This is a genomic window from Enterobacter cloacae complex sp. 2024EL-00227, assembly GCF_043945315.1.
GTDB classification, from domain to species: Bacteria; Pseudomonadota; Gammaproteobacteria; order Enterobacterales; family Enterobacteriaceae; genus Enterobacter; species Enterobacter roggenkampii.
This window is the reverse complement of record NZ_JBIMQP010000005.1, coordinates 83,935-101,251: the sequence shown is the minus strand read 5'-3', so window position 1 is coordinate 101,251 and position 17,317 is coordinate 83,935. Positions and strand designations below refer to the sequence as shown.

Annotated in this window: 18 protein-coding genes and 3 tRNA genes; 8 read left to right on the top strand and 13 right to left on the bottom strand. The window is 56.3% G+C overall.

Features of this window, described 5'->3' with window-relative positions; translation table 11 throughout:
• Nucleotides 1-84 precede the first annotated feature (84 nt).
• Together ACHH0Z_RS11010 and lplA are read left to right on the top strand one after the other, a co-directional pair.
• A complete protein-coding gene (locus ACHH0Z_RS11010) occupies nt 85-729 on the top strand; it encodes a YtjB family periplasmic protein (protein WP_008502067.1) in 645 nt (214 codons plus the stop codon).
• Between the two features lie 39 nt (nt 730-768).
• The gene (gene lplA / locus ACHH0Z_RS11005) at nt 769-1,785 is read left to right on the top strand and encodes a lipoate--protein ligase LplA (protein ID WP_039023920.1); all 1,017 of its coding nucleotides are present in this window, start codon (nt 769-771) and stop codon (nt 1,783-1,785) included.
• An 85-nt stretch (nt 1,786-1,870) separates the two neighbouring features.
• On the opposite strand, the gene deoD is transcribed toward lplA, so the two are convergent.
• From deoD to deoC, 4 genes are all read right to left on the bottom strand, one after another.
• Nucleotides 1,871-2,590, bottom strand: coding sequence for a purine-nucleoside phosphorylase (deoD, locus tag ACHH0Z_RS11000; RefSeq protein ID WP_003856538.1), 720 nt, complete (start codon nt 2,588-2,590; stop codon nt 1,871-1,873).
• A gap of 103 nt (nt 2,591-2,693) precedes the next feature.
• Entirely contained in the window at nt 2,694-3,917 is a 1,224-nt protein-coding gene (deoB, locus tag ACHH0Z_RS10995) for a phosphopentomutase (RefSeq protein ID WP_014882457.1), read from the bottom strand.
• 53 nt (nt 3,918-3,970) lie between these two features.
• Nucleotides 3,971-5,293 carry a thymidine phosphorylase gene (gene deoA, locus ACHH0Z_RS10990; RefSeq protein WP_045406369.1) on the bottom strand — a complete coding sequence of 441 codons (1,323 nt, stop codon included), beginning with the start codon at nt 5,291-5,293 and terminating at the stop codon, nt 3,971-3,973.
• Between the two features lie 101 nt (nt 5,294-5,394).
• Nucleotides 5,395-6,174, bottom strand: coding sequence for a deoxyribose-phosphate aldolase (gene deoC, locus ACHH0Z_RS10985; protein WP_023293328.1), 780 nt, complete (start codon nt 6,172-6,174; stop codon nt 5,395-5,397).
• A gap of 262 nt (nt 6,175-6,436) precedes the next feature.
• Here deoC and ACHH0Z_RS10980 point away from each other — a divergent pair, with 262 nt between their 5' ends.
• Together ACHH0Z_RS10980 and ACHH0Z_RS10975 are read left to right on the top strand one after the other, a co-directional pair.
• Nucleotides 6,437-7,984, top strand: coding sequence for a YjjI family glycine radical enzyme (locus ACHH0Z_RS10980; RefSeq protein WP_045406366.1), 1,548 nt, complete (start codon nt 6,437-6,439; stop codon nt 7,982-7,984).
• Nucleotides 7,959-8,819, top strand: coding sequence for a YjjW family glycine radical enzyme activase (locus tag ACHH0Z_RS10975; protein WP_045406363.1), 861 nt, complete (start codon nt 7,959-7,961; stop codon nt 8,817-8,819). Before ACHH0Z_RS10980 ends, ACHH0Z_RS10975 begins: the two co-directional genes overlap by 26 nt.
• Here the strand turns inward: ACHH0Z_RS10975 and ACHH0Z_RS10970 are convergent.
• The 8 genes from ACHH0Z_RS10970 to ACHH0Z_RS10935 all read right to left on the bottom strand — a co-directional run bounded on the left by ACHH0Z_RS10970 (nt 8,814) and on the right by ACHH0Z_RS10935 (nt 15,176).
• A complete protein-coding gene (locus tag ACHH0Z_RS10970) occupies nt 8,814-9,596 on the bottom strand; it encodes a TatD family hydrolase (protein ID WP_074173162.1) in 783 nt (260 codons plus the stop codon). The two genes, ACHH0Z_RS10975 and ACHH0Z_RS10970, sit on opposite strands and share 6 nt — an antisense overlap.
• Nucleotides 9,593-10,645, bottom strand: a complete 1,053-nt coding sequence (locus ACHH0Z_RS10965) for a patatin family protein (RefSeq protein WP_045406360.1) — start codon at nt 10,643-10,645, stop codon at nt 9,593-9,595. Before ACHH0Z_RS10965 ends, ACHH0Z_RS10970 begins: the two co-directional genes overlap by 4 nt.
• Before the next feature lie 120 nt (nt 10,646-10,765).
• Nucleotides 10,766-10,927: a DUF1328 domain-containing protein gene (locus tag ACHH0Z_RS10960; protein WP_003856556.1), complete on the bottom strand. Its 162-nt coding sequence runs from the start codon at nt 10,925-10,927 to the stop codon at nt 10,766-10,768.
• 127 nt (nt 10,928-11,054) lie between these two features.
• Nucleotides 11,055-11,672 (bottom strand): molecular chaperone OsmY, encoded by a 618-nt coding sequence (gene osmY / locus ACHH0Z_RS10955; RefSeq protein WP_008502075.1) that lies wholly within the window; start codon nt 11,670-11,672, stop codon nt 11,055-11,057.
• A gap of 299 nt (nt 11,673-11,971) precedes the next feature.
• Nucleotides 11,972-13,561: a peptide chain release factor 3 gene (prfC, locus tag ACHH0Z_RS10950; protein WP_008502076.1), complete on the bottom strand. Its 1,590-nt coding sequence runs from the start codon at nt 13,559-13,561 to the stop codon at nt 11,972-11,974.
• A gap of 91 nt (nt 13,562-13,652) precedes the next feature.
• On the bottom strand, nt 13,653-14,330 hold the full coding sequence (yjjG, locus tag ACHH0Z_RS10945) for a pyrimidine 5'-nucleotidase (protein WP_044597180.1): 678 nt from the start codon (nt 14,328-14,330) through the stop codon (nt 13,653-13,655).
• 20 nt (nt 14,331-14,350) lie between these two features.
• Nucleotides 14,351-14,794 carry a ribosomal protein S18-alanine N-acetyltransferase gene (rimI, locus tag ACHH0Z_RS10940; protein ID WP_008502078.1) on the bottom strand — a complete coding sequence of 148 codons (444 nt, stop codon included), beginning with the start codon at nt 14,792-14,794 and terminating at the stop codon, nt 14,351-14,353.
• On the bottom strand, nt 14,763-15,176 hold the full coding sequence (locus ACHH0Z_RS10935) for a DNA polymerase III subunit psi (RefSeq protein WP_008502079.1): 414 nt from the start codon (nt 15,174-15,176) through the stop codon (nt 14,763-14,765). The genes rimI and ACHH0Z_RS10935 overlap by 32 nt, the downstream gene beginning before the upstream one ends.
• A gap of 102 nt (nt 15,177-15,278) precedes the next feature.
• Here ACHH0Z_RS10935 and rsmC point away from each other — a divergent pair, with 102 nt between their 5' ends.
• From rsmC to ACHH0Z_RS10915, 4 genes are all read left to right on the top strand, one after another.
• Complete coding sequence (gene rsmC, locus ACHH0Z_RS10930; RefSeq protein WP_021240587.1) at nt 15,279-16,307, top strand: 16S rRNA (guanine(1207)-N(2))-methyltransferase RsmC; 1,029 nt, start codon at nt 15,279-15,281, stop codon at nt 16,305-16,307.
• 172 nt (nt 16,308-16,479) lie between these two features.
• A tRNA-Leu gene (locus tag ACHH0Z_RS10925) sits at nt 16,480-16,566 on the top strand.
• A gap of 28 nt (nt 16,567-16,594) precedes the next feature.
• Nucleotides 16,595-16,681, top strand: a tRNA-Leu gene (locus ACHH0Z_RS10920).
• A gap of 42 nt (nt 16,682-16,723) precedes the next feature.
• Nucleotides 16,724-16,810 (top strand) — tRNA-Leu (locus ACHH0Z_RS10915).
• 38 nt (nt 16,811-16,848) lie between these two features.
• Here the strand turns inward: ACHH0Z_RS10915 and ACHH0Z_RS10910 are convergent.
• Nucleotides 16,849-17,118, bottom strand: a complete 270-nt coding sequence (locus ACHH0Z_RS10910) for a DUF1435 domain-containing protein (RefSeq protein WP_175441116.1) — start codon at nt 17,116-17,118, stop codon at nt 16,849-16,851.
• Between the last annotated feature and the right edge of the window lie 199 nt (nt 17,119-17,317).

The following is a 17,317-nucleotide window of genomic DNA, read 5'->3' as shown; positions in this document are numbered from 1 at the left end:
TTGCAGAGGGAAAATAACGCATGAGGCTACCCTGTAACCATCACTTCTGGCAACATTAAGCCGTAAATTTTCAGCAGGTGGAATATGGCTCGCGCAAAACTGAAATTCCGGCTCCATCGCGCCGTGATTGTCCTTTCCTGTCTCGCACTCTTAGTGGTGCTGATGCAAGGGGCATCGTGGTTTAGCCAGAACCATCAACGGCAACGCAACCCGCAGTTTGAAGAGCTGGCCCGCACGCTGGCACGCCAGGTCACGCTCAACGTCGCGCCGTCCATGCGTAACGAAACGCCTGACGAGAAGCGGATAGGCCAGGTTTTACGCCTGCTCACGGAGAACAGCCGCATTCTTGATGCCGGTGTCTATGATGAGCAAGGCAACCTGATTGCCCGCGCGGGTGAGCACGTCGACGTGCGAGACAGGCTGGCGCTGGACGGCAAAAAAGCCGGCGGCTACTTCAACCAACAGCTTGTTGAACCTATTCAGGGGAAGAATGGCCCGCTGGGCTATCTGCGCCTCACCCTTGATACCCACACCCTGCCCACTGAAGCCAAACAGGTCGATAATACCACCAACATTCTGCGCCTGATGCTGCTGCTTTCACTCGCCATCGGCGTTGTGCTGGCGCGTACCCTGCTTCGCGGCAAGCGCACGCGCTGGCAGCAATCCCCGTTCCTGCTGACCGCCAGCCGGTCAGTCCCCGAAGACGAAGAGAGCGAGAAGAAAGAATAGTGATAAAGTAGGCGAATGATTCGGAAAAGGAACTCTGCCATGTCGACGTTACGCCTGCTTATCTCTGACTCTTACGATCCCTGGTTTAACCTGGCGGTGGAGGAGTGCATCTTCCGCCAGATGCCTGCCACCCAGCGCGTACTGTTTCTCTGGCGCAATGCCGATACGGTGGTTATTGGTCGTGCGCAAAACCCGTGGAAAGAGTGCAACACCCGCCGTATGGAAGAGGACAACGTCCGTCTGGCGCGCCGTAGCAGCGGCGGCGGCGCGGTATTCCACGATCTGGGCAATACCTGCTTTACCTTTATGGCGGGCAAACCGGAATACGACAAAACCATCTCAACGTCCATCGTCCTCAACGCGCTCAATTCGCTCGGCGTGACGGCGGAAGCCTCCGGACGTAACGATCTGGTGGTCAAAACGCCCGATGGCGACCGCAAGGTATCCGGCTCTGCCTATCGCGAAACGATGGATCGCGGATTCCACCACGGTACCCTGCTGCTGAACGCCGATCTCAGCCGTCTGGCTAACTACCTTAATCCAGATAAGAAAAAGCTACAGGCTAAGGGCATCACCTCCGTGCGCGGGCGCGTGGCGAATCTGGTGGAACTGCTGCCCGGGATTACTCACGAGCAGATTTGCGATGCGATTCGTGAAGCCTTCTTCGAACATTACGGCGAGCGGGTAGAAGCTGAAGCGATCTCCCCTGACAAAACCCCGGACCTGCCCAACTTCGCGGAAACCTTTGCGCGCCAGAGCAGCTGGGAGTGGAACTTCGGTCAGGCCCCTGCCTTTTCCCATCTGCTGGACGAACGGTTTACCTGGGGCGGCGTGGAGCTGCACTTCGACGTGGAGAAAGGCCATATCACCCGCACGCAGGTGTTTACGGATAGTCTCAATCCGGCACCGTTAGAGGCGTTAGCCGCTCGTCTGCAGGGCTGTTTGTATCGGGCGGATATGTTGCAGCAGGAGTGTGATGCGCTGATCGGCGATTTTCCGGAGCAGGAAAAAGAGTTAAGGGATTTGTCAGCATGGGTTGCACAGGCCGTGCGCTAGTAAATAAGCCCGCTGGCGCTACGCTTAGCGGGCTTACAAAACCGTAGGCCGGGTCAGGCGAGGCCGCCACCCGGCACAACAGCGCTTACTCTTTATCGCCCAGCAGAACGGATTCCAGCGCGATTTTGATCATGTCGTTGAAGGTGGTCTGACGCTCGGCAGCGGTAGTCTGCTCGTGGGTACGGATATGGTCAGAAACGGTGCAGATGGTCAGCGCTTTCGCACCGAATTCAGCCGCTACGCCGTAGATACCGGCCGCTTCCATTTCCACGCCCAGGATGCCGTATTTTTCCATCACGTCGAACATGTCGCCTTCTGGCGAGTAGAACAGATCGGCAGAGAACAGGTTGCCCACGCGCGCGTCAACGCCCAGCGCTTTTGCCGCGTCAACCGCGTTACGCACCATGTCAAAGTCAGCGATGGCCGCAAAGTCATGATCCTTAAAACGGATGCGGTTGACTTTAGAGTCGGTACACGCGCCCATGCCGATCACCACGTCACGCAGCTTAACGTCCATACGCACCGCACCGCAGGAGCCTACGCGGATGATTTTCTTCACACCGAAATCGGTGATCAGCTCTTTGGTGTAGATGGAGCAGGATGGGATACCCATGCCGTGGCCCATAACGGAGATTTTGCGGCCTTTATAAGTACCCGTGAAGCCCAGCATGCCGCGAACGTTGTTCACTTCACGCACGTCTTCCAGGAAGGTTTCTGCAATGTGCTTCGCGCGCAGCGGGTCGCCCGGCATCAATACGACGTCAGCGAAATCACCCATTTCTGCATTAATGTGAGGAGTTGCCATCTTCAGTTCCTTTTAACTTGTTGTTTTTGCCGGGTGGCGGCTACGCCTTACCCGGCCTACAAAACCGTAGGCCCGGTAAGCGAAGCGCCACCGGGCAATGACATCAGAACATGGCCTTGCCATATTCCATGTCAGACGTACCAAAGTATTTCGCCAGGGTCTGGCCAATGTCCGCGAAGGTTTCACGGTGACCCAGCGAACCCGGCTTCACTTTCGGGCCGTATACCAGCACCGGAATGTGCTCACGGGTGTGGTCGGTACCGGTCCAGGTCGGATCGCAGCCGTGGTCCGCGGTCAGGATCAGAATGTCATCTTCACCCACCAGCTCCATCAGCTCCGGCAAGCGGCGGTCGAACAGCTCAAGACCCGCAGCATAACCCGCTACGTCGCGACGGTGACCCCAGGAGGAGTCGAAGTCGACGAAGTTGGTGAAGACAATGGTCTTGTCGCCCGCTTCTTTCATCTCTTTGATGGTGGCATCGAACAGCGCATCGAGTCCGGTCGCTTTGACCTTTTTGGTGATGCCGCAGTTAGCGTAGATATCCGCGATTTTACCCACGGACACCACGTGGCCGTCTTTCTCATCGACCAGCTTCTGCAGCACGGTTGGCGCCGGCGGCTCAACGGCCAGATCGTGACGGTTACCGGTACGCTGGAAGTTACCCGCTTTGTCGCCGATAAACGGACGCGCGATCACGCGGCCAATGTTGTAGCCGCCTTCGGTCAGCTCTTCACGGGCGATTTCGCACAGCTCGTAGAGTTTATCCAGGCCAAAGGTCTCTTCGTGGCAGGCAATCTGGAACACGGAGTCAGCAGAGGTGTAGAAAATCGGCTTGCCGGTTTTCATGTGCTCTTCGCCGAGCTGGTCCAGAATCACGGTACCGGAGGAGTGGCAGTTGCCGAGATAGCCCGGCAGGTTGGCACGCTTCACCAGCTTATCGAGCAGCTCCTGCGGGAAGCTGTTCTCGTGATCGGAGAAGTAACCCCAGTCGAACAGCACCGGCACACCGGCGATTTCCCAGTGTCCAGACGGGGTGTCTTTACCGGAGGAGAGCTCGTGCGCCCAGGCATAGGCGCCCACGACTTCCGCGTTGCCGTCCATACCGGCTGCGATTTTACCGGTAGAGCCTTCATGCGCTTTCACCAGCCCGAGGCGGGTCAGGTTAGGTAGAGTCAGAGGGCCTTTACGACCGTTGTCCGCTTCGCCTTTCGCACAGGCTTCCGCGATGTGACCCATGGTATCGGAACCCACGTCACCAAAACGTTCCGCATCTTCGGTTGCGCCGATGCCGAATGAGTCCAGCACCATAATAAATGCACGTTTCATAATTGTTCTCCGTACGTAGTGCTTCAAAAATTATCGATCAGATCAGTATACCGCTATTCGGTGATACGGCGATAGACAGTCGGTGTGGTTTCCGGCGCTTTATTGTCAAGCGTAATAGCCGCCTTCACCGCTTTCGCCGCTTCCTGCCAGCTGGCTTCATCTTTGGCGTGGATCACCGCCAGCGGACGTTGGCCGTCAACGCTGTCGCCCAGACGGGCCATATCGGTGAAGCCGACGCTGTAATCAATGGTATCTGACGCCTGACGACGGCCGCCGCCCATAGACACGATCGCCATACCCAGCGCGCGGGTATCCATTGCCGAGACAAACCCTTCGCTGTCGGCATACACCGCTTTGCTGAGCGTCGCGGTCGGCAGGTACTTCGCATAGTTTTCGACGAAGTCGGTTGGGCCTTTCTGCGCCGCAACCATGCGGCCAAAGATCTCCGCCGCTTTGCCGTTGTCCAGTACCGCCTGTAGCTTCGCGCGGGCGTCGGCGTCGTCTTTGGCCAGTTTGCCGGAGATTAACATCTCCACGCACAGCGCCATGGTGACGTCGAACAGACGCGGGTTGCGGTATTCCCCCGTCAGGAACTGCACGGCTTCACGCACTTCGACGGCGTTACCGGCGCTGGAAGCCAGCACCTGGTTCATGTCGGTGAGCAGTGCGGTAGTGCGCACGCCCGCGCCGTTGGAGACGCCAACGATCGCTTCGGCCAGCGCCTCAGAGAGTTCATAGGTTGGCATAAACGCGCCGCTGCCTACCTTCACGTCCATCACCAGCGCGTCCAGCCCTTCTGCCAGCTTCTTCGCCAGGATAGAGGCGGTGATCAGCGGGATGGAGTCAACGGTCGCGGTGATGTCGCGGGTCGCGTAGAAACGCTTGTCTGCCGGAGCAAGAGAGCTGGTCTGGCCGATAATCGCCACACCAACGTCTTTAATAATGTCGCGGAAGCGGTTGTCATCCGGGAAGATATCGAAGCCCGGAATGGCTTCCAGCTTGTCGAGCGTACCGCCGGTGTGGCCCAGGCCGCGCCCGGAGATCATCGGGATATAACCGCCACAGGCTGCCACCATGGGGCCAAGCATCAGGGAGGTCACGTCTCCCACGCCGCCGGTGGAGTGTTTATCCACAATCGGGCCGTTAAGGTTGAGGCTTTTCCAGTCCAGAACGGTTCCTGAATCTCGCATCGCCATGGTCAGCGACACGCGCTCAGGCATCGACATATCGTGGAAGAAAATGGTCATCGCCAGAGCCGCAATCTGCCCTTCTGAGACGGTGTTATCACGAATGCCGTTGATGAAGAAGCGGATCTCTTCGTCGCTTAATGCATGACCATCACGTTTTTTACGAATAATTTCTTGTGCGAGAAACACGGTAACCCCCATGAGGAATCGGGTGAATGGTGGCGGGTACGGTTTACCCGACCACGATCCGGGTAGGCCGGGTAAGCGTGGCGCCACCCGGCAATTCAAACTTAGTAGCTGCTTGCGCTCTTACCGTCGCCGTGACCCAGCGCTTTCAGCAGGCTGGCCAGCAGGCTGGAGGCGCCGAAGCGGTAGTGACGGGAATCGGCCCAGTCGGCACCGAACAGCTCGTCGGCAATCGCCAGGAACTGCTGCGCGTCTTCCGCGGTACGCACGCCGCCCGCAGGTTTGAAGCCCACGGTTTTGGACACGCCCATGTCGCGGATCACTTCCATCATGATGCGCGCGCTTTCCGGGGTCGCATTTACCGGTACTTTACCGGTAGAGGTTTTAATGAAATCCGCACCGGCTTTGATGGAGATTTCAGAGGCTTTACGAATCAGCGCCTCTTCTTTCAGCTCGCCGGTTTCGATGATCACTTTCAGCAGCACGTTTGCCGCCGCACACGCGTCTTTACAGGCCTTCACCAGGTCAAAACCGACCTGCTCGTTGCCGGCGATCAGCGCGCGGTACGGGAACACCACGTCCACTTCGTCTGCGCCGTAGGCAATCGCCGCGCGGGTTTCTGCCAGCGCAATCTCAATATCATCGTTGCCATGCGGGAAGTTAGTGACGGTAGCAATGCGCACGTCCGGGGTGCCCTGCTCGTTCAGCGTCTTACGGGCAATCGGGATAAAGCGCGGGTAGATACAGACGGCTGCGGTGTTGCCCACCGGCGTTTTCGCCTGATGGCACAGAGCGATGACTTTCTCATTGGTGTCGTCATCGTTCAGGGTGGTCAGGTCCATCAGTTTCAACGCGCGCAGGCTGCTTGCAGTTAAATCGGTCATAACATTCTCCAACGGCAGTGCCGTATAAATTTTACCTTGCGGGTCTGTGAGTATTCTAACATCCACCCGCATCCACACTTCGACATTCATCACAGTTAATGAAAACTGCGTGCAAATTTGCATTACTGTAATGCGATCTTCTTCAAACTTTAGCGTGCACATTGCCGACTAAAGCAGCGATACCCCCTGTCGGATCAAAAGTGCCGACAGGCAGGCTTTCTACAATCCGTTCATCATCCGCAGAACACTCAAGGAAGCGAACATGTCCCACTCCAGCCCCGACGCCCTGCAGCAACGTTGCCAGCAGATTGTGACAAGCCCGGCGTTATCCCCGGAACAAAAACGTCATTTTCTGGCGCTGGAAGCGGAAAACAACCTGCCGTATCCGGCACTTCCTGAAGCTGCGCGCGCCGCGCTGGACGAGGGGTTCATCTGCGACATGTTCGAAGGCCATGCGCCTTACAAACCCCGTTACGTTCTGCCGGATTACGCAAAATTTCTGGCTAATGGTTCAGAATGGCTGGAGCTGGAAGGAGCAAAAGATCTCGACGACGCCCTCTCACTGTTAACCATCCTCTACCACCATGTTCCGTCCGTCACATCGATGCCGGTCTATCTCGGTCAGCTTGATGCGTTGCTGCAACCTTATGTTAGAATTCTAACACAAGAAGAAATCAATAGCCGAATAAAACGTTTCTGGCGCTATCTCGACCGTACGCTGCCCGATGCCTTTATGCATGCCAATATCGGGCCGGAAGATACCCCCGTCACGCGCGCCATTCTGCGTGCCGATGCAGAGCTGAAGCAGGTCGCGCCGAACCTGACCTTTATTTATGATCCAGCGATCACCCCGGATGATTTGCTGCTTGAGGTGGCGAAAAACATATGTGAATGCAGTAAACCGCATATTGCTAATGGCCCGGTGAATGATAAAATTTTCACAAAAGGCCATTACGGCGTAGTGAGCTGTTACAACTCCCTGCCTCTGGCAGGCGGTGGCAGCACCCTGGTGCGCCTCAACCTCAAGGCCATCGCCGAACACAGTACGTCAATGGAAGACTTCTTCAGCCGCGCCCTCCCGCATTACTGCCAGCAGCAAATGGCCATCATCGATGCCCGCTGCGATTTCCTGTATCAACAATCCGGCTTCTTTGAGAATAGCTTCCTGGTGAAAGAGGGGCTGATTGATGCCGATCGGTTTGTGCCAATGTTTGGCATGTACGGCCTGGCAGAAGCGGTAAACGTGCTCTGTGAGAAAGCCGGGATGACTGGGCGTTACGGCAAAGACGAGCAGGCCAACGCGCTGGGCTATCGCATCAGCGAACAGCTTGCGGCGTTTGTCGAAAACACGCCGGTGAAACACGGCTGGAAGCAGCGCGCGATGCTGCATGCGCAGTCGGGGATCAGCTCCGATTCGGGCACCACGCCGGGCGCGCGCCTGCCCTACGGCGACGAGCCGGATCCCATCAGCCACCTGCTGGCGGTGGCGCCGCACCACAAGCACTACGCTTCCGGGATCAGCGATATTTTAACGCTGGATGAGACGGTAAAACGCAATCCGCAGGCGGTGGTTCAGCTTTGCCTGGGGGCGTTCAGGGCCGGTATGCGTGAGTTCACCGCGAATGTGGCCGGTAACGATCTGGTACGCGTGACCGGCTATATGGTTCGCTTGTCGGATCTGGAGAAATACCGGGAAGCGGGTTCAAGAACGAACACCACGTGGCTGGGGGAAGAGGCCGCACGCAATACCCGTATTCTGGAACGTCAGCCGCGCGTGATAAGCCATGAACAGCAGATGCGCTTTAGTTAGTCAGGTCATCCCCTTCTCTTGCGTGGACGGGCCGGGCAGCCGCCTGGCCCTGTTCCTGCAGGGCTGCAACCTGCGCTGTAAAACCTGCCACAACCCGTGGACGATCGGCCGCTGCAACGACTGCGGGGACTGCGTGCCCCACTGCCCGCACGACGCGCTGACCATACAGGCGGGACGCGTCTGGTGGCAGGAGAGTGACTGCCAGCAGTGCGACACCTGCCTGCACCTGTGCCAGCAGCAGGCAACGCCCATGGCACACCGCCTGAGCGTGGAGGAGATCCTTTCACAGATCCGCAAATCCGCACCGTTTATCGAGGGGATCACCGTGAGCGGCGGTGAGGCCACAACGCAATTACCGTTTTTAGTGACGCTGTTCACCGCGATCAAAGCCGATCCCGACCTGAATCATCTGACCTGCCTGGTCGACAGCAACGGTTTGTTAAGCGAAACCGGCTGGCAAAAGCTGCTGCCGGTAATGGATGGCGCGATGCTGGACCTGAAAGCATGGGGGAACGAACACCACCGCTTCCTGACCGGGCGCGAAAACCCGCAGATCAAGCAGAGTATCCGCTGGCTGGCAGATCGTAATCGTTTAACGGAGCTCCGCCTGCTGGTGATTCCGGAACAGTGTGATTATCCGGAACATCTGAAGCCGCTGACGGCGTTTATCCACGGGCTGGGAAACGTGCCGGTGCGCATCAACGCGTTTCATGCGCATGGCGTGTACGGCGAGGCGGCGTCATGGCGCAGCGCCACGCCGGAAGACGTTGAACCGCTGGCGCGGGCGCTGGAAAAACAGAAGATAACGGTGATCCGTCCGGCGCTTTATCTATAGCGTGATGCCAAATACCGAACGCGTATTTTCCAGCAGCGCACTGGCTATAGCCTCTTCAGTCTCTTTTCGCAGTTCGCACAGGGTGGCAAACACGCGCGCCGCCTGTTCCGGACGATTCGGCTGGCCCTGAAAACCGTTCAGCGGCATGTCCGGCGCGTCGGTTTCCAGCAGAAGCGCCGACAGCGGCAGCTGTGCCATCACGTCCCGGGTTTTGCTGGCGCGCGGATAGGTGATGGTGCCCCCAACGCCGATTTTGTAGCCCAGCTCGATAAAACGCTGCGCCTGCTGCAGGCTGCCTGAGAAACCATGCACGACGCCCTTACGCGGCAAATCGATACGCTTCAGGTGCATTGCCAGCTTATCGTGCGTGCGTCTGGAGTGGAGGATCACCGGCAGATCGTGACGCTTCGCCAGCCTGAGCTGCGCGTCGAGGATCGTCTGCTGGCGCTCAAAATGCGGATGCTCGCGATAAAGATCGAGGCCGATCTCACCGATGGCGACAAGCTTGTCGCCTGCGGTCTGCACTATCTCATCAAGTCGCTCAATGTCCTCATCCCGATGCCGCTCAATCACGATCGGATGCAGGCCAAGCGCCGCATAGAGCGCGGGGTGCTGTGCAGCAAGATCCAGCACCCGGGAAAAGTAAGCCGCTTCCACTGAAGGCACAATAATGGCCTGAACGCCTGCCTCGGCCGCTTTCGCAATGCTTTGCTCTTCATCTCCCGTAAACGGCGGGAAATCAAAGTGGCAATGGGTGTCGACAAAGCGGTGCATCACGCCAGATCCTCGTTATCCAGTAAAGCGTCATTCGCCTGCGGAATGTCAACCAGGGGCACCGTCAGGGCGTCGTTGGCGACAATCGCAGGCGGCGTAATAATGCGTTTATGGCGATGAAGCGGCGGCTGCTCCGCCAGCATTTTCCCCACCGTCGCCAGGAAGTAGCGCCCGCACAGCCGCCCCGTTTTGTAATCCATGCGCAGCGCAGGAACGCGGCTGCCCAGCGCCATGCTCAGCAGCGGCTTAGGCGGATAAATTTCAAAAATACGCAGCTTGCCCGGCGGTTTCTCAATGAAGCGCTGCATCGCGCCGTAGGTGGTTTCATGCTGCTTCGCGATGTTCACCAGCGGCTGCAGGCTGCTGTCGCCCAGCCAGCGCTCCATCCGCTTAAACCACTGCGGGGTGTAATACATTTGCGACGGTACGGTACGGATCACCACAATGGTTTTCGCCCCGCGACGGGCGGCTTCCTGCACCGGCACGGCGTCACTGATCCCGCCGTCCAGATAGCTAATGCCGTCCAGCAGCGCACCGGTACGATAAAAACCGGGAATGGCGCTGGAGGCGCGGATGATGTCCAGCCAGTTATCTTTCTGAGGCGAAAAATAGCCCGGCGAATAGTCATCGCCCCGGCTGGCGCACATCCAGAATTCTTTACCGCTATCAAACAGACGGGCGGCAGTATCCATGGCCAGCGGCATCTGGCTGGAGGTTGACTCCAGCAGCCAGTCGAGATCGATCAGGTTGCCGCCGCGCACAAACCGCACCGGGTTAAAAAATTCTTTCGCCGTGGTGTAGCGCATGATGACCTTTCGCGCGTAGCCGGGCTGGTTACAGACATAGGCAGAGAGGTTCTGCGCCCCGGCAGAGGTGCCGAAGTAAAGGTCAAAGGGGTTGAACTGCGCGCGCATAAATTCGTCCAGCACGCCAGCGGTGAAAATGCCGCGCTGTCCGCCACCCTCGCAGACCAGCGCGAGTTGACCCGCGCGAAACGGTTTTAACGTCAGCGGCGCAATATTGCCGAGCGTAACGGGAATTCGTTGCCCCACCTCTGCTTTCCTGTTTTGATTATTTTATAACACCACAGTAACGCACCCGACCTGTTACGCAAATAAGAAAAAGCCAGTCACAGTGACTGGCTTTATTTTGTTGAAGGAATATTGCGTTTGCTATGGACGTCGACGCCCTGTAAACAGGCTGACCAGGAACAGAATAATACCCACAACGAAGACAATTTTAGCTGCCCATGCCGCTGTACCTGCCAGTCCACCAAAGCCCAATGCGGCGGCAATTAACGCGATAACCAGAAATATAATGCCCCAACGAAACATAAGCTTCTCCTTTACCATAGTTAATGTCGGCCGCTAAACGTGAGCGCTCAGGTCACTCACCGGCGTTTTTCCAGAGTCGTTCTTATTTCGCCCGCAGGGTTTAGCCAGACGGGCGAATGGTCGAGATTTACTTCGTTTTCAGATCGTTTTTAACGCTTTTCACACCATCAATCGCTTTCGCGATGGACTCGGCACGTTCACTTTGCGCCTGCGAATCTACCGTACCGGAAAGCTGAACCACGCCATCGGTGGTTTCCACTTTCACCTTACGGGACGGCACGATGTCATCTGCTAAAAGTTTAGCTTTGATTTCGCTGGTGGTGGCTGCATCACCGGCATAACCTTTCACCGACGCGTTTTTGCCGTCACGGACGTGCAGCTTATCGCTGACGGAGGCGACGCCTTCGACGCCTTTCGCCACTTTCACCGCCTGTTCAGCCTGAGCCTGGCTTTCAACAAAGCCGCTCAGCGTGACCACTTTCTTGTCGGTCTTAACGGAAATATCGGTGCTCTTGATGGCTTCATCATCCACCAGTGCGGCCTTCACTTTTGCTGTGATAGAGCTGTCATCCATGAAATTGCCGACTTTATTCATAGAGCTATCGATTTTTTGCCCTGCGCTATCGGCCGTGGATTGTGCTTTATCCATGGTGCTGCTTTCCGCCAGGGCGGAGCCGCTCACCAGAACGCTACCCAGTGTTACAGCCAGCAGAGTTTTAGAAATCTTCAGTCTTGTCATATTCATCGATCTATTCCTGTGTTGACCCGTTATTCGGGCTACATACTTCCTTAGTAGTGATATATATTGCGAATAAACACACGGGCAAAATGGATAACCTAAAGCCATGCATTGAACAGTTAATTTATCCACGCCCGGTGTTAAACACTGAGTTAAATATAGATCACTCTCACAGAGCCGCTTTCAGAATTGGGTAAAAAATGGGCGAATAGCGTGAAATTGCGTTGAATTAAGAACATTCCGCAAGGGATTAATAAGACAGGAAATAAAGAAGAGCACGGCGAATGCCGTGCTCTGAGAGGGGATTAGTGCTCGCGGGTTTTACGGAACTGAACGTCCGGATAACGTTCCTGCGTCAGGTTCAGGTTGACCATCGTTGGCGCGATATAGGTCAGGTTATCGCCGCCATCCAGCGCCAGCTGAACTTCATTCTTACGCTTAAATTCTTCGAATTTCTTCACGTCAGAACACTCAACCCAGCGCGCGGTCGCGACGTTCACCGATTCGTAAATCGCTTCTACGTTGTATTCGCTCTTCAGGCGCGCAACGACCACGTCAAACTGCAGCACGCCGACCGCGCCAACGATCAGATCGTTGTTCGCAATCGGGCGGAACACCTGCACGGCGCCCTCTTCGGAGAGCTGAACCAGGCCTTTCAGCAGCTGTTTCTGCTTAAGCGGATCGCGCAGACGAATGCGACGGAACAGCTCCGGCGCGAAGTTCGGAATACCGGTGAACTTCATCATTTCGCCCTGGGTGAAGGTATCACCGATCTGGATGGTGCCGTGGTTGTGCAGCCCGATGATGTCGCCCGGATAGGCCTCTTCAACGTGGGAACGATCACCCGCCATAAAGGTCAGCGCGTCGGAGATGACAACGTCTTTCCCGATACGCACCTGGCGCAGCTTCATGCCCTTTTCATATTTACCGGACACCACGCGCATAAAGGCCACGCGGTCACGGTGTTTCGGGTCCATGTTGGCCTGAATCTTAAACACGAAGCCGGTGAACTTCTCTTCTTTCGCTTCCACTTCACGGGTGTCGGTTTTGCGCGGCATCGGCTGCGGCGCCCACTCCACCAGACCGTCGAGCATGTGGTCAACGCCGAAGTTACCCAGTGCGGTACCGAAGAAGACCGGGGTAATTTCGCCGCTCAGGAACAGCTCTTTGTCGAATTCGTGAGACGCGCCCTTGACCAGCTCCAGCTCGTCGCGCAGCTGCGCGGCCAGCTCTTCGCCGACCGCCGCGTCCAGATCCGGGTTGTCCAGACCTTTCACGATGCGCACTTCCTGAATGGTGTGGCCTTTACCGGTCTGATACAGGTAGGTTTCGTCTTTATAGAGGTGATAAACGCCTTTGAACAGCTTACCGCAGCCAATTGGCCAGGTGATTGGCGCACAGGCGATCTTCAGCTCGTTTTCCACTTCATCCATCAGCTCCATCGGATCGCGGATGTCACGGTCGAGTTTGTTCATAAAGGTGAGGATCGGCGTATCGCGCAGACGGGTAACTTCCATCAGCTTACGGGTACGATCTTCTACACCTTTCGCGGCGTCGATCACCATCAGACAGCAGTCCACCGCCGTCAGGGTACGGTAGGTATCTTCGGAGAAGTCTTCGTGACCCGGGGTGTCCAGCAGGTTCACCAGGCAGTCGTGATACGGGAACTGCATCACGGAGGTGGTGATCGAAATACCACGCTGTTTTTCCATCTCCATCCAGTCGGATTTTGCATGCTGGCTGGAGCCACGGCCTTTAACGGTACCCGCAGTCTGAATCGCCTGTCCGAACAGCAACACCTTCTCAGTGATGGTCGTTTTACCGGCATCCGGGTGCGAGATAATGGCAAAAGTGCGGCGCTTGGCCACCTCTTGCAGATAAGGAGACAACGTCATAATTAAATCTTCTTTTATAAGCGCGGCAGCACGCCACGCATCATGGAATACAAAATTGCGGCTATTTTACCCATCAACGGGGGGCAGGCAATCATTGTTTACACAGGAGTCGCTCCAGTTCGTTCAACGACGTCACGGTCCAGGTCGGCTCGATGCCTTCAGGCTTCACGCGGCCATGCGCATTGAGCCAGACGGTCGACAGACCAGCCTTCATGCCGCCCAGAATATCTGACTCTGCGGTATCCCCCACCATCAGGACACGATCGCGGTCGGGATTGCCAGCCTGCGCCAGCGCGTAGTCGAAAATTCGCGGATCCGGCTTCGGCACGCCCACCTCTTCCGAGATCACCAGCGCGTCGAAATGATCGCGCAGACCGGTGCGCTCAAGGCGGATCTGCTGCAGGGCGGTAAAACCGTTGGTGATGATCCCCAGTTTCACCTTACCTTTCAACGCATTCAGCAGGGAAACCGCGCCCGGCAGGGGCGCACAAATATCGGCCATGGCGTTGAGGAAAGCCTCGTTCAGCGTTCCCGGACTGACCTTTAAGCGTTCCGCCCAGACGTCAAAGCGCTGGTGCTGAAGCTGTAACGCAGTGATGGCACCGTTCTGGTAATCCACCCACAGCGGTTTGTTGACCGCCTGATAGTCCTGAAAATCTTCAGCGGTGAAGGTTACGCTATAGTCGAGAAACATCCGCTGCAGGCCGCCGAACGAGTCGAACGTAAACAGCGTTTCGTCGGCATCAAAGAAAATCCAGTCCCATTTCATCGTTACAACCTTATTTTTTATTATCCAATCGGCAGAGCCATTATGATGGCGTCTTCACGTCCCTCTGCGGTGGGGTAGTAGTTACGGCGGATTGTCGCCTCGTTAAAGCCTAAGCTTTCATAGAGCGCGATGGCGGCGACATTCGACGCGCGCACCTCCAGCCACAGGGTGAAAACGTCACGGGTTTCGAGCTCACGGATGAGATGCTCAAGCAGTTCTCTTCCCAGCCCGCGGCGCTGAAACGCGGGATCAACCGCGATATTAAACAGCGTCGCTTCATCAAGAACAACCTGCGTGATCGCGAAAGCGGCCATGGTGCCGTCAACGTCCAGGCGGTAGTTCAGATACCGTTCGCCCTGATTGCTGGCGAAGGTTTTTTCGCTCCACGGAAACGCGTGGGCGCGTGTTTCAATCGCGAACGCGGTGGACAGGTCAGGCGTCGTGAGGGAAGAAATCGTGTTCATATTCGCAGATTTGTTGCCATAGCGCGCTGCGCGCTTTTGGGTTGGCTTTCAGTTCGTCCAGCGCTGGCGAGCAGATCTGGCTCCCCTGAAGAGAGATCTCATTTGCCTCTCCGATACGCCAGCTGTTACAGCGGCTATCAGGAGGCAGCATCGCGACACGCTCTGGCGTCAGCGGTAAAACCTGGTCGGCCGTCAGCTTCAGGCTGCGAAGGACATCACCGATCAGGGGGTCATTCAGGGCAGGCAGTTCTTCCGCCACCATCACCAGGCGAACGTGCGCCGGGATGGAGATAGCGATTTCGCCCTGCAACGCCGTCGGGCGACGCAAAGCCCACTGGGTAATGCCCAGCTGCTGCAACTGCCAGTCTCGTCGGGATGTCATAGGGAAAACTCCTGTCTCTCAGGCGCGCAAATATAGCAAATGTGTCGAAAGTGCGCCATCTACCTACTATAATCCCCGCCTGAGTTTATTGAGGAACAATTCATGTCTGCATTTACCCCGGCAAGTGAAGTCTTGCTGCGTCACAGTGATGATTTCGAAGAAAGCCGTATTCTGTTTGCCGGAGATATGCAGGATGACCTGCCCGCGCGTTTCGACTGTGCTGAAAGCCGTGCCCACACCCAATACTACCACCACTGGCAGGTGCTGAGCCGCCAGATGGGCGAGCGCGCGCGCTTTAGCCTGGTGGCAGAGCAGAGCGATATCGCCGACTGCGATACGCTGATCTACTACTGGCCGAAGAATAAACCGGAAGCCCAGTTCCAGCTGATGAACCTGCTCTCCCTGCTGCCGGTCGGCTGCGATATTTTCGTGGTCGGTGAAAACCGCAGCGGCGTGCGTAGCGCGGAACAGCTGCTGGAAGGCTACGCGCCGCTGAATAAAGTCGACAGCGCTCGCCGCTGTGGTCTGTACCATGGCCGTTTGGAAAAACAGACAACGTTTGATGCGCAGGCATACTGGGACGAGTACCAGCTTAACGGCCTGACCATCAAAACCCTGCCGGGCGTGTTCAGCCGTGACGCGCTGGATACGGGCAGCAAGCTGCTGCTTTCCACCCTGACGCCGCACACCAAAGGCAAAGTGCTGGACGTAGGCTGCGGTGCGGGCGTGCTCTCTACCGTGCTCGCCAGCCATTCGCCAAAAGTGCGCTTAACCCTGTGTGACGTGAGCGCCCCGGCGGTTGAAGCCAGCCGCGCAACGCTTGCCGCAAACGGCATTGAAGGCGAAGTCATTGCCAGCAACGTCTTCTCCGACATCACCGGTCGCTTCGACATGATCATCTCTAACCCGCCGTTCCACGACGGTATGGAGACCAGCCTGGAAGCGGCACAAGCGCTGATCCGTGGCGCAGTTCGTCACCTCAACAGCGGCGGTGAGCTGCGTATCGTCGCGAACGCCTTCCTGGCGTACCCGAAAGTGCTGGATGAAACTTTTGGCTTCCACGAAGTTATCGCCCAGACCGGCCGCTTTAAGGTCTACCGCACCGTGATGACGCGTCAGGCCAAAAAGTAATCGCCTCCCCTGTAGGCCGGATAAGCGAAAGCGCCATCCGGCTATACACGGCGCGTCCATCGGCCATTTTTGCATCAATCAAGGCATCACGCGCACTTTTCTGTTGACGTAAAGCTGAAAACAACTAGAATGCGCCTCCGTGGTTACGATACTTTTACAGTATCGATGGTATGCGAAGGTGGCGGAATTGGTAGACGCGCTAGCTTCAGGTGTTAGTGTCCTTACGGATGTGGGGGTTCGAGTCCCCCCCCTCGCACCATAAATCACGATGATATTGCTCGCACTGGGCGAAGGTGGCGGAATTGGTAGACGCGCTAGCTTCAGGTGTTAGTGTCCTTACGGATGTGGGGGTTCGAGTCCCCCCCCTCGCACCAACGAGGCGATATCAACATAGCAATAAAGAGTAAGATGACTGTGCGAAGGTGGCGGAATTGGTAGACGCGCTAGCTTCAGGTGTTAGTGTCCTTACGGATGTGGGGGTTCGAGTCCCCCCCCTCGCACCAATTATCTTACAACCCCTCTGAATTTCTTCTTTTTCCTGTTATTTCAAACTCATCAATATCACCAAAATTCCGCTGACCAGCGCGACACAGGATGGCAGTAAAACAAAGTGACGTAGCTGCTTATGCCAGATCATGCCTGACGTGACTAACAGTCCTGACGCGATGATGACTTTCCAGGTATCGAGAGAGAGATCGGCAAACGTCAAACCGCCAAGAATAGCTCCCGGTAGCAATACCCCCCAACCACTGCCCAGCGCTCTGTTCAACATGCTTTTCCCTCTATCAACGATAATGATAACCAATATCATATAGCAAAAATTATCATTTGCCAGCTGAATGAATCAAAATCCATCGACCTTTACCTTTCCCGTAATGACAGGAATTGTCTAAGGTGATAAATTGCGCACCTGTTAACAACGTCTAAAGATTTTCTGATAATTACTCTTTGAGTTTTTTGCATATTTTATTGCGAAATAACACCTATTTATCTGTTTTAATTAAATTTTA

What these genes read in the sequence shown, in the direction of transcription:
- ACHH0Z_RS11010 (WP_008502067.1), top strand. Translation starts at nt 85, where the DNA reads ATGGCTCGCGCAAAACTGAAATTCCGGCTCCATCGCGCCGTGATTGTC.
- lplA (WP_039023920.1), top strand. Translation starts at nt 769, where the DNA reads ATGTCGACGTTACGCCTGCTTATCTCTGACTCTTACGATCCCTGGTTT.
- deoD (WP_003856538.1), bottom strand. Translation starts at nt 2,590, where the DNA reads ATGGCAACTCCTCACATTAATGCAGAAATGGGTGATTTCGCTGACGTC.
- deoB (WP_014882457.1), bottom strand. Translation starts at nt 3,917, where the DNA reads ATGAAACGTGCATTTATTATGGTGCTGGACTCATTCGGCATCGGCGCA.
- deoC (WP_023293328.1), bottom strand. Translation starts at nt 6,174, where the DNA reads ATGACCGATTTAACTGCAAGCAGCCTGCGCGCGTTGAAACTGATGGAC.
- ACHH0Z_RS10980 (WP_045406366.1), top strand. Translation starts at nt 6,437, where the DNA reads ATGTCCCACTCCAGCCCCGACGCCCTGCAGCAACGTTGCCAGCAGATT.
- ACHH0Z_RS10975 (WP_045406363.1), top strand. Translation starts at nt 7,959, where the DNA reads ATGAACAGCAGATGCGCTTTAGTTAGTCAGGTCATCCCCTTCTCTTGC.
- ACHH0Z_RS10960 (WP_003856556.1), bottom strand. Translation starts at nt 10,927, where the DNA reads ATGTTTCGTTGGGGCATTATATTTCTGGTTATCGCGTTAATTGCCGCC.
- osmY (WP_008502075.1), bottom strand. Translation starts at nt 11,672, where the DNA reads ATGAATATGACAAGACTGAAGATTTCTAAAACTCTGCTGGCTGTAACA.
- prfC (WP_008502076.1), bottom strand. Translation starts at nt 13,561, where the DNA reads ATGACGTTGTCTCCTTATCTGCAAGAGGTGGCCAAGCGCCGCACTTTT.
- yjjG (WP_044597180.1), bottom strand. Translation starts at nt 14,330, where the DNA reads ATGAAATGGGACTGGATTTTCTTTGATGCCGACGAAACGCTGTTTACG.
- rimI (WP_008502078.1), bottom strand. Translation starts at nt 14,794, where the DNA reads ATGAACACGATTTCTTCCCTCACGACGCCTGACCTGTCCACCGCGTTC.
- ACHH0Z_RS10935 (WP_008502079.1), bottom strand. Translation starts at nt 15,176, where the DNA reads ATGACATCCCGACGAGACTGGCAGTTGCAGCAGCTGGGCATTACCCAG.
- rsmC (WP_021240587.1), top strand. Translation starts at nt 15,279, where the DNA reads ATGTCTGCATTTACCCCGGCAAGTGAAGTCTTGCTGCGTCACAGTGAT.
- ACHH0Z_RS10910 (WP_175441116.1), bottom strand. Translation starts at nt 17,118, where the DNA reads ATGATATTGGTTATCATTATCGTTGATAGAGGGAAAAGCATGTTGAAC.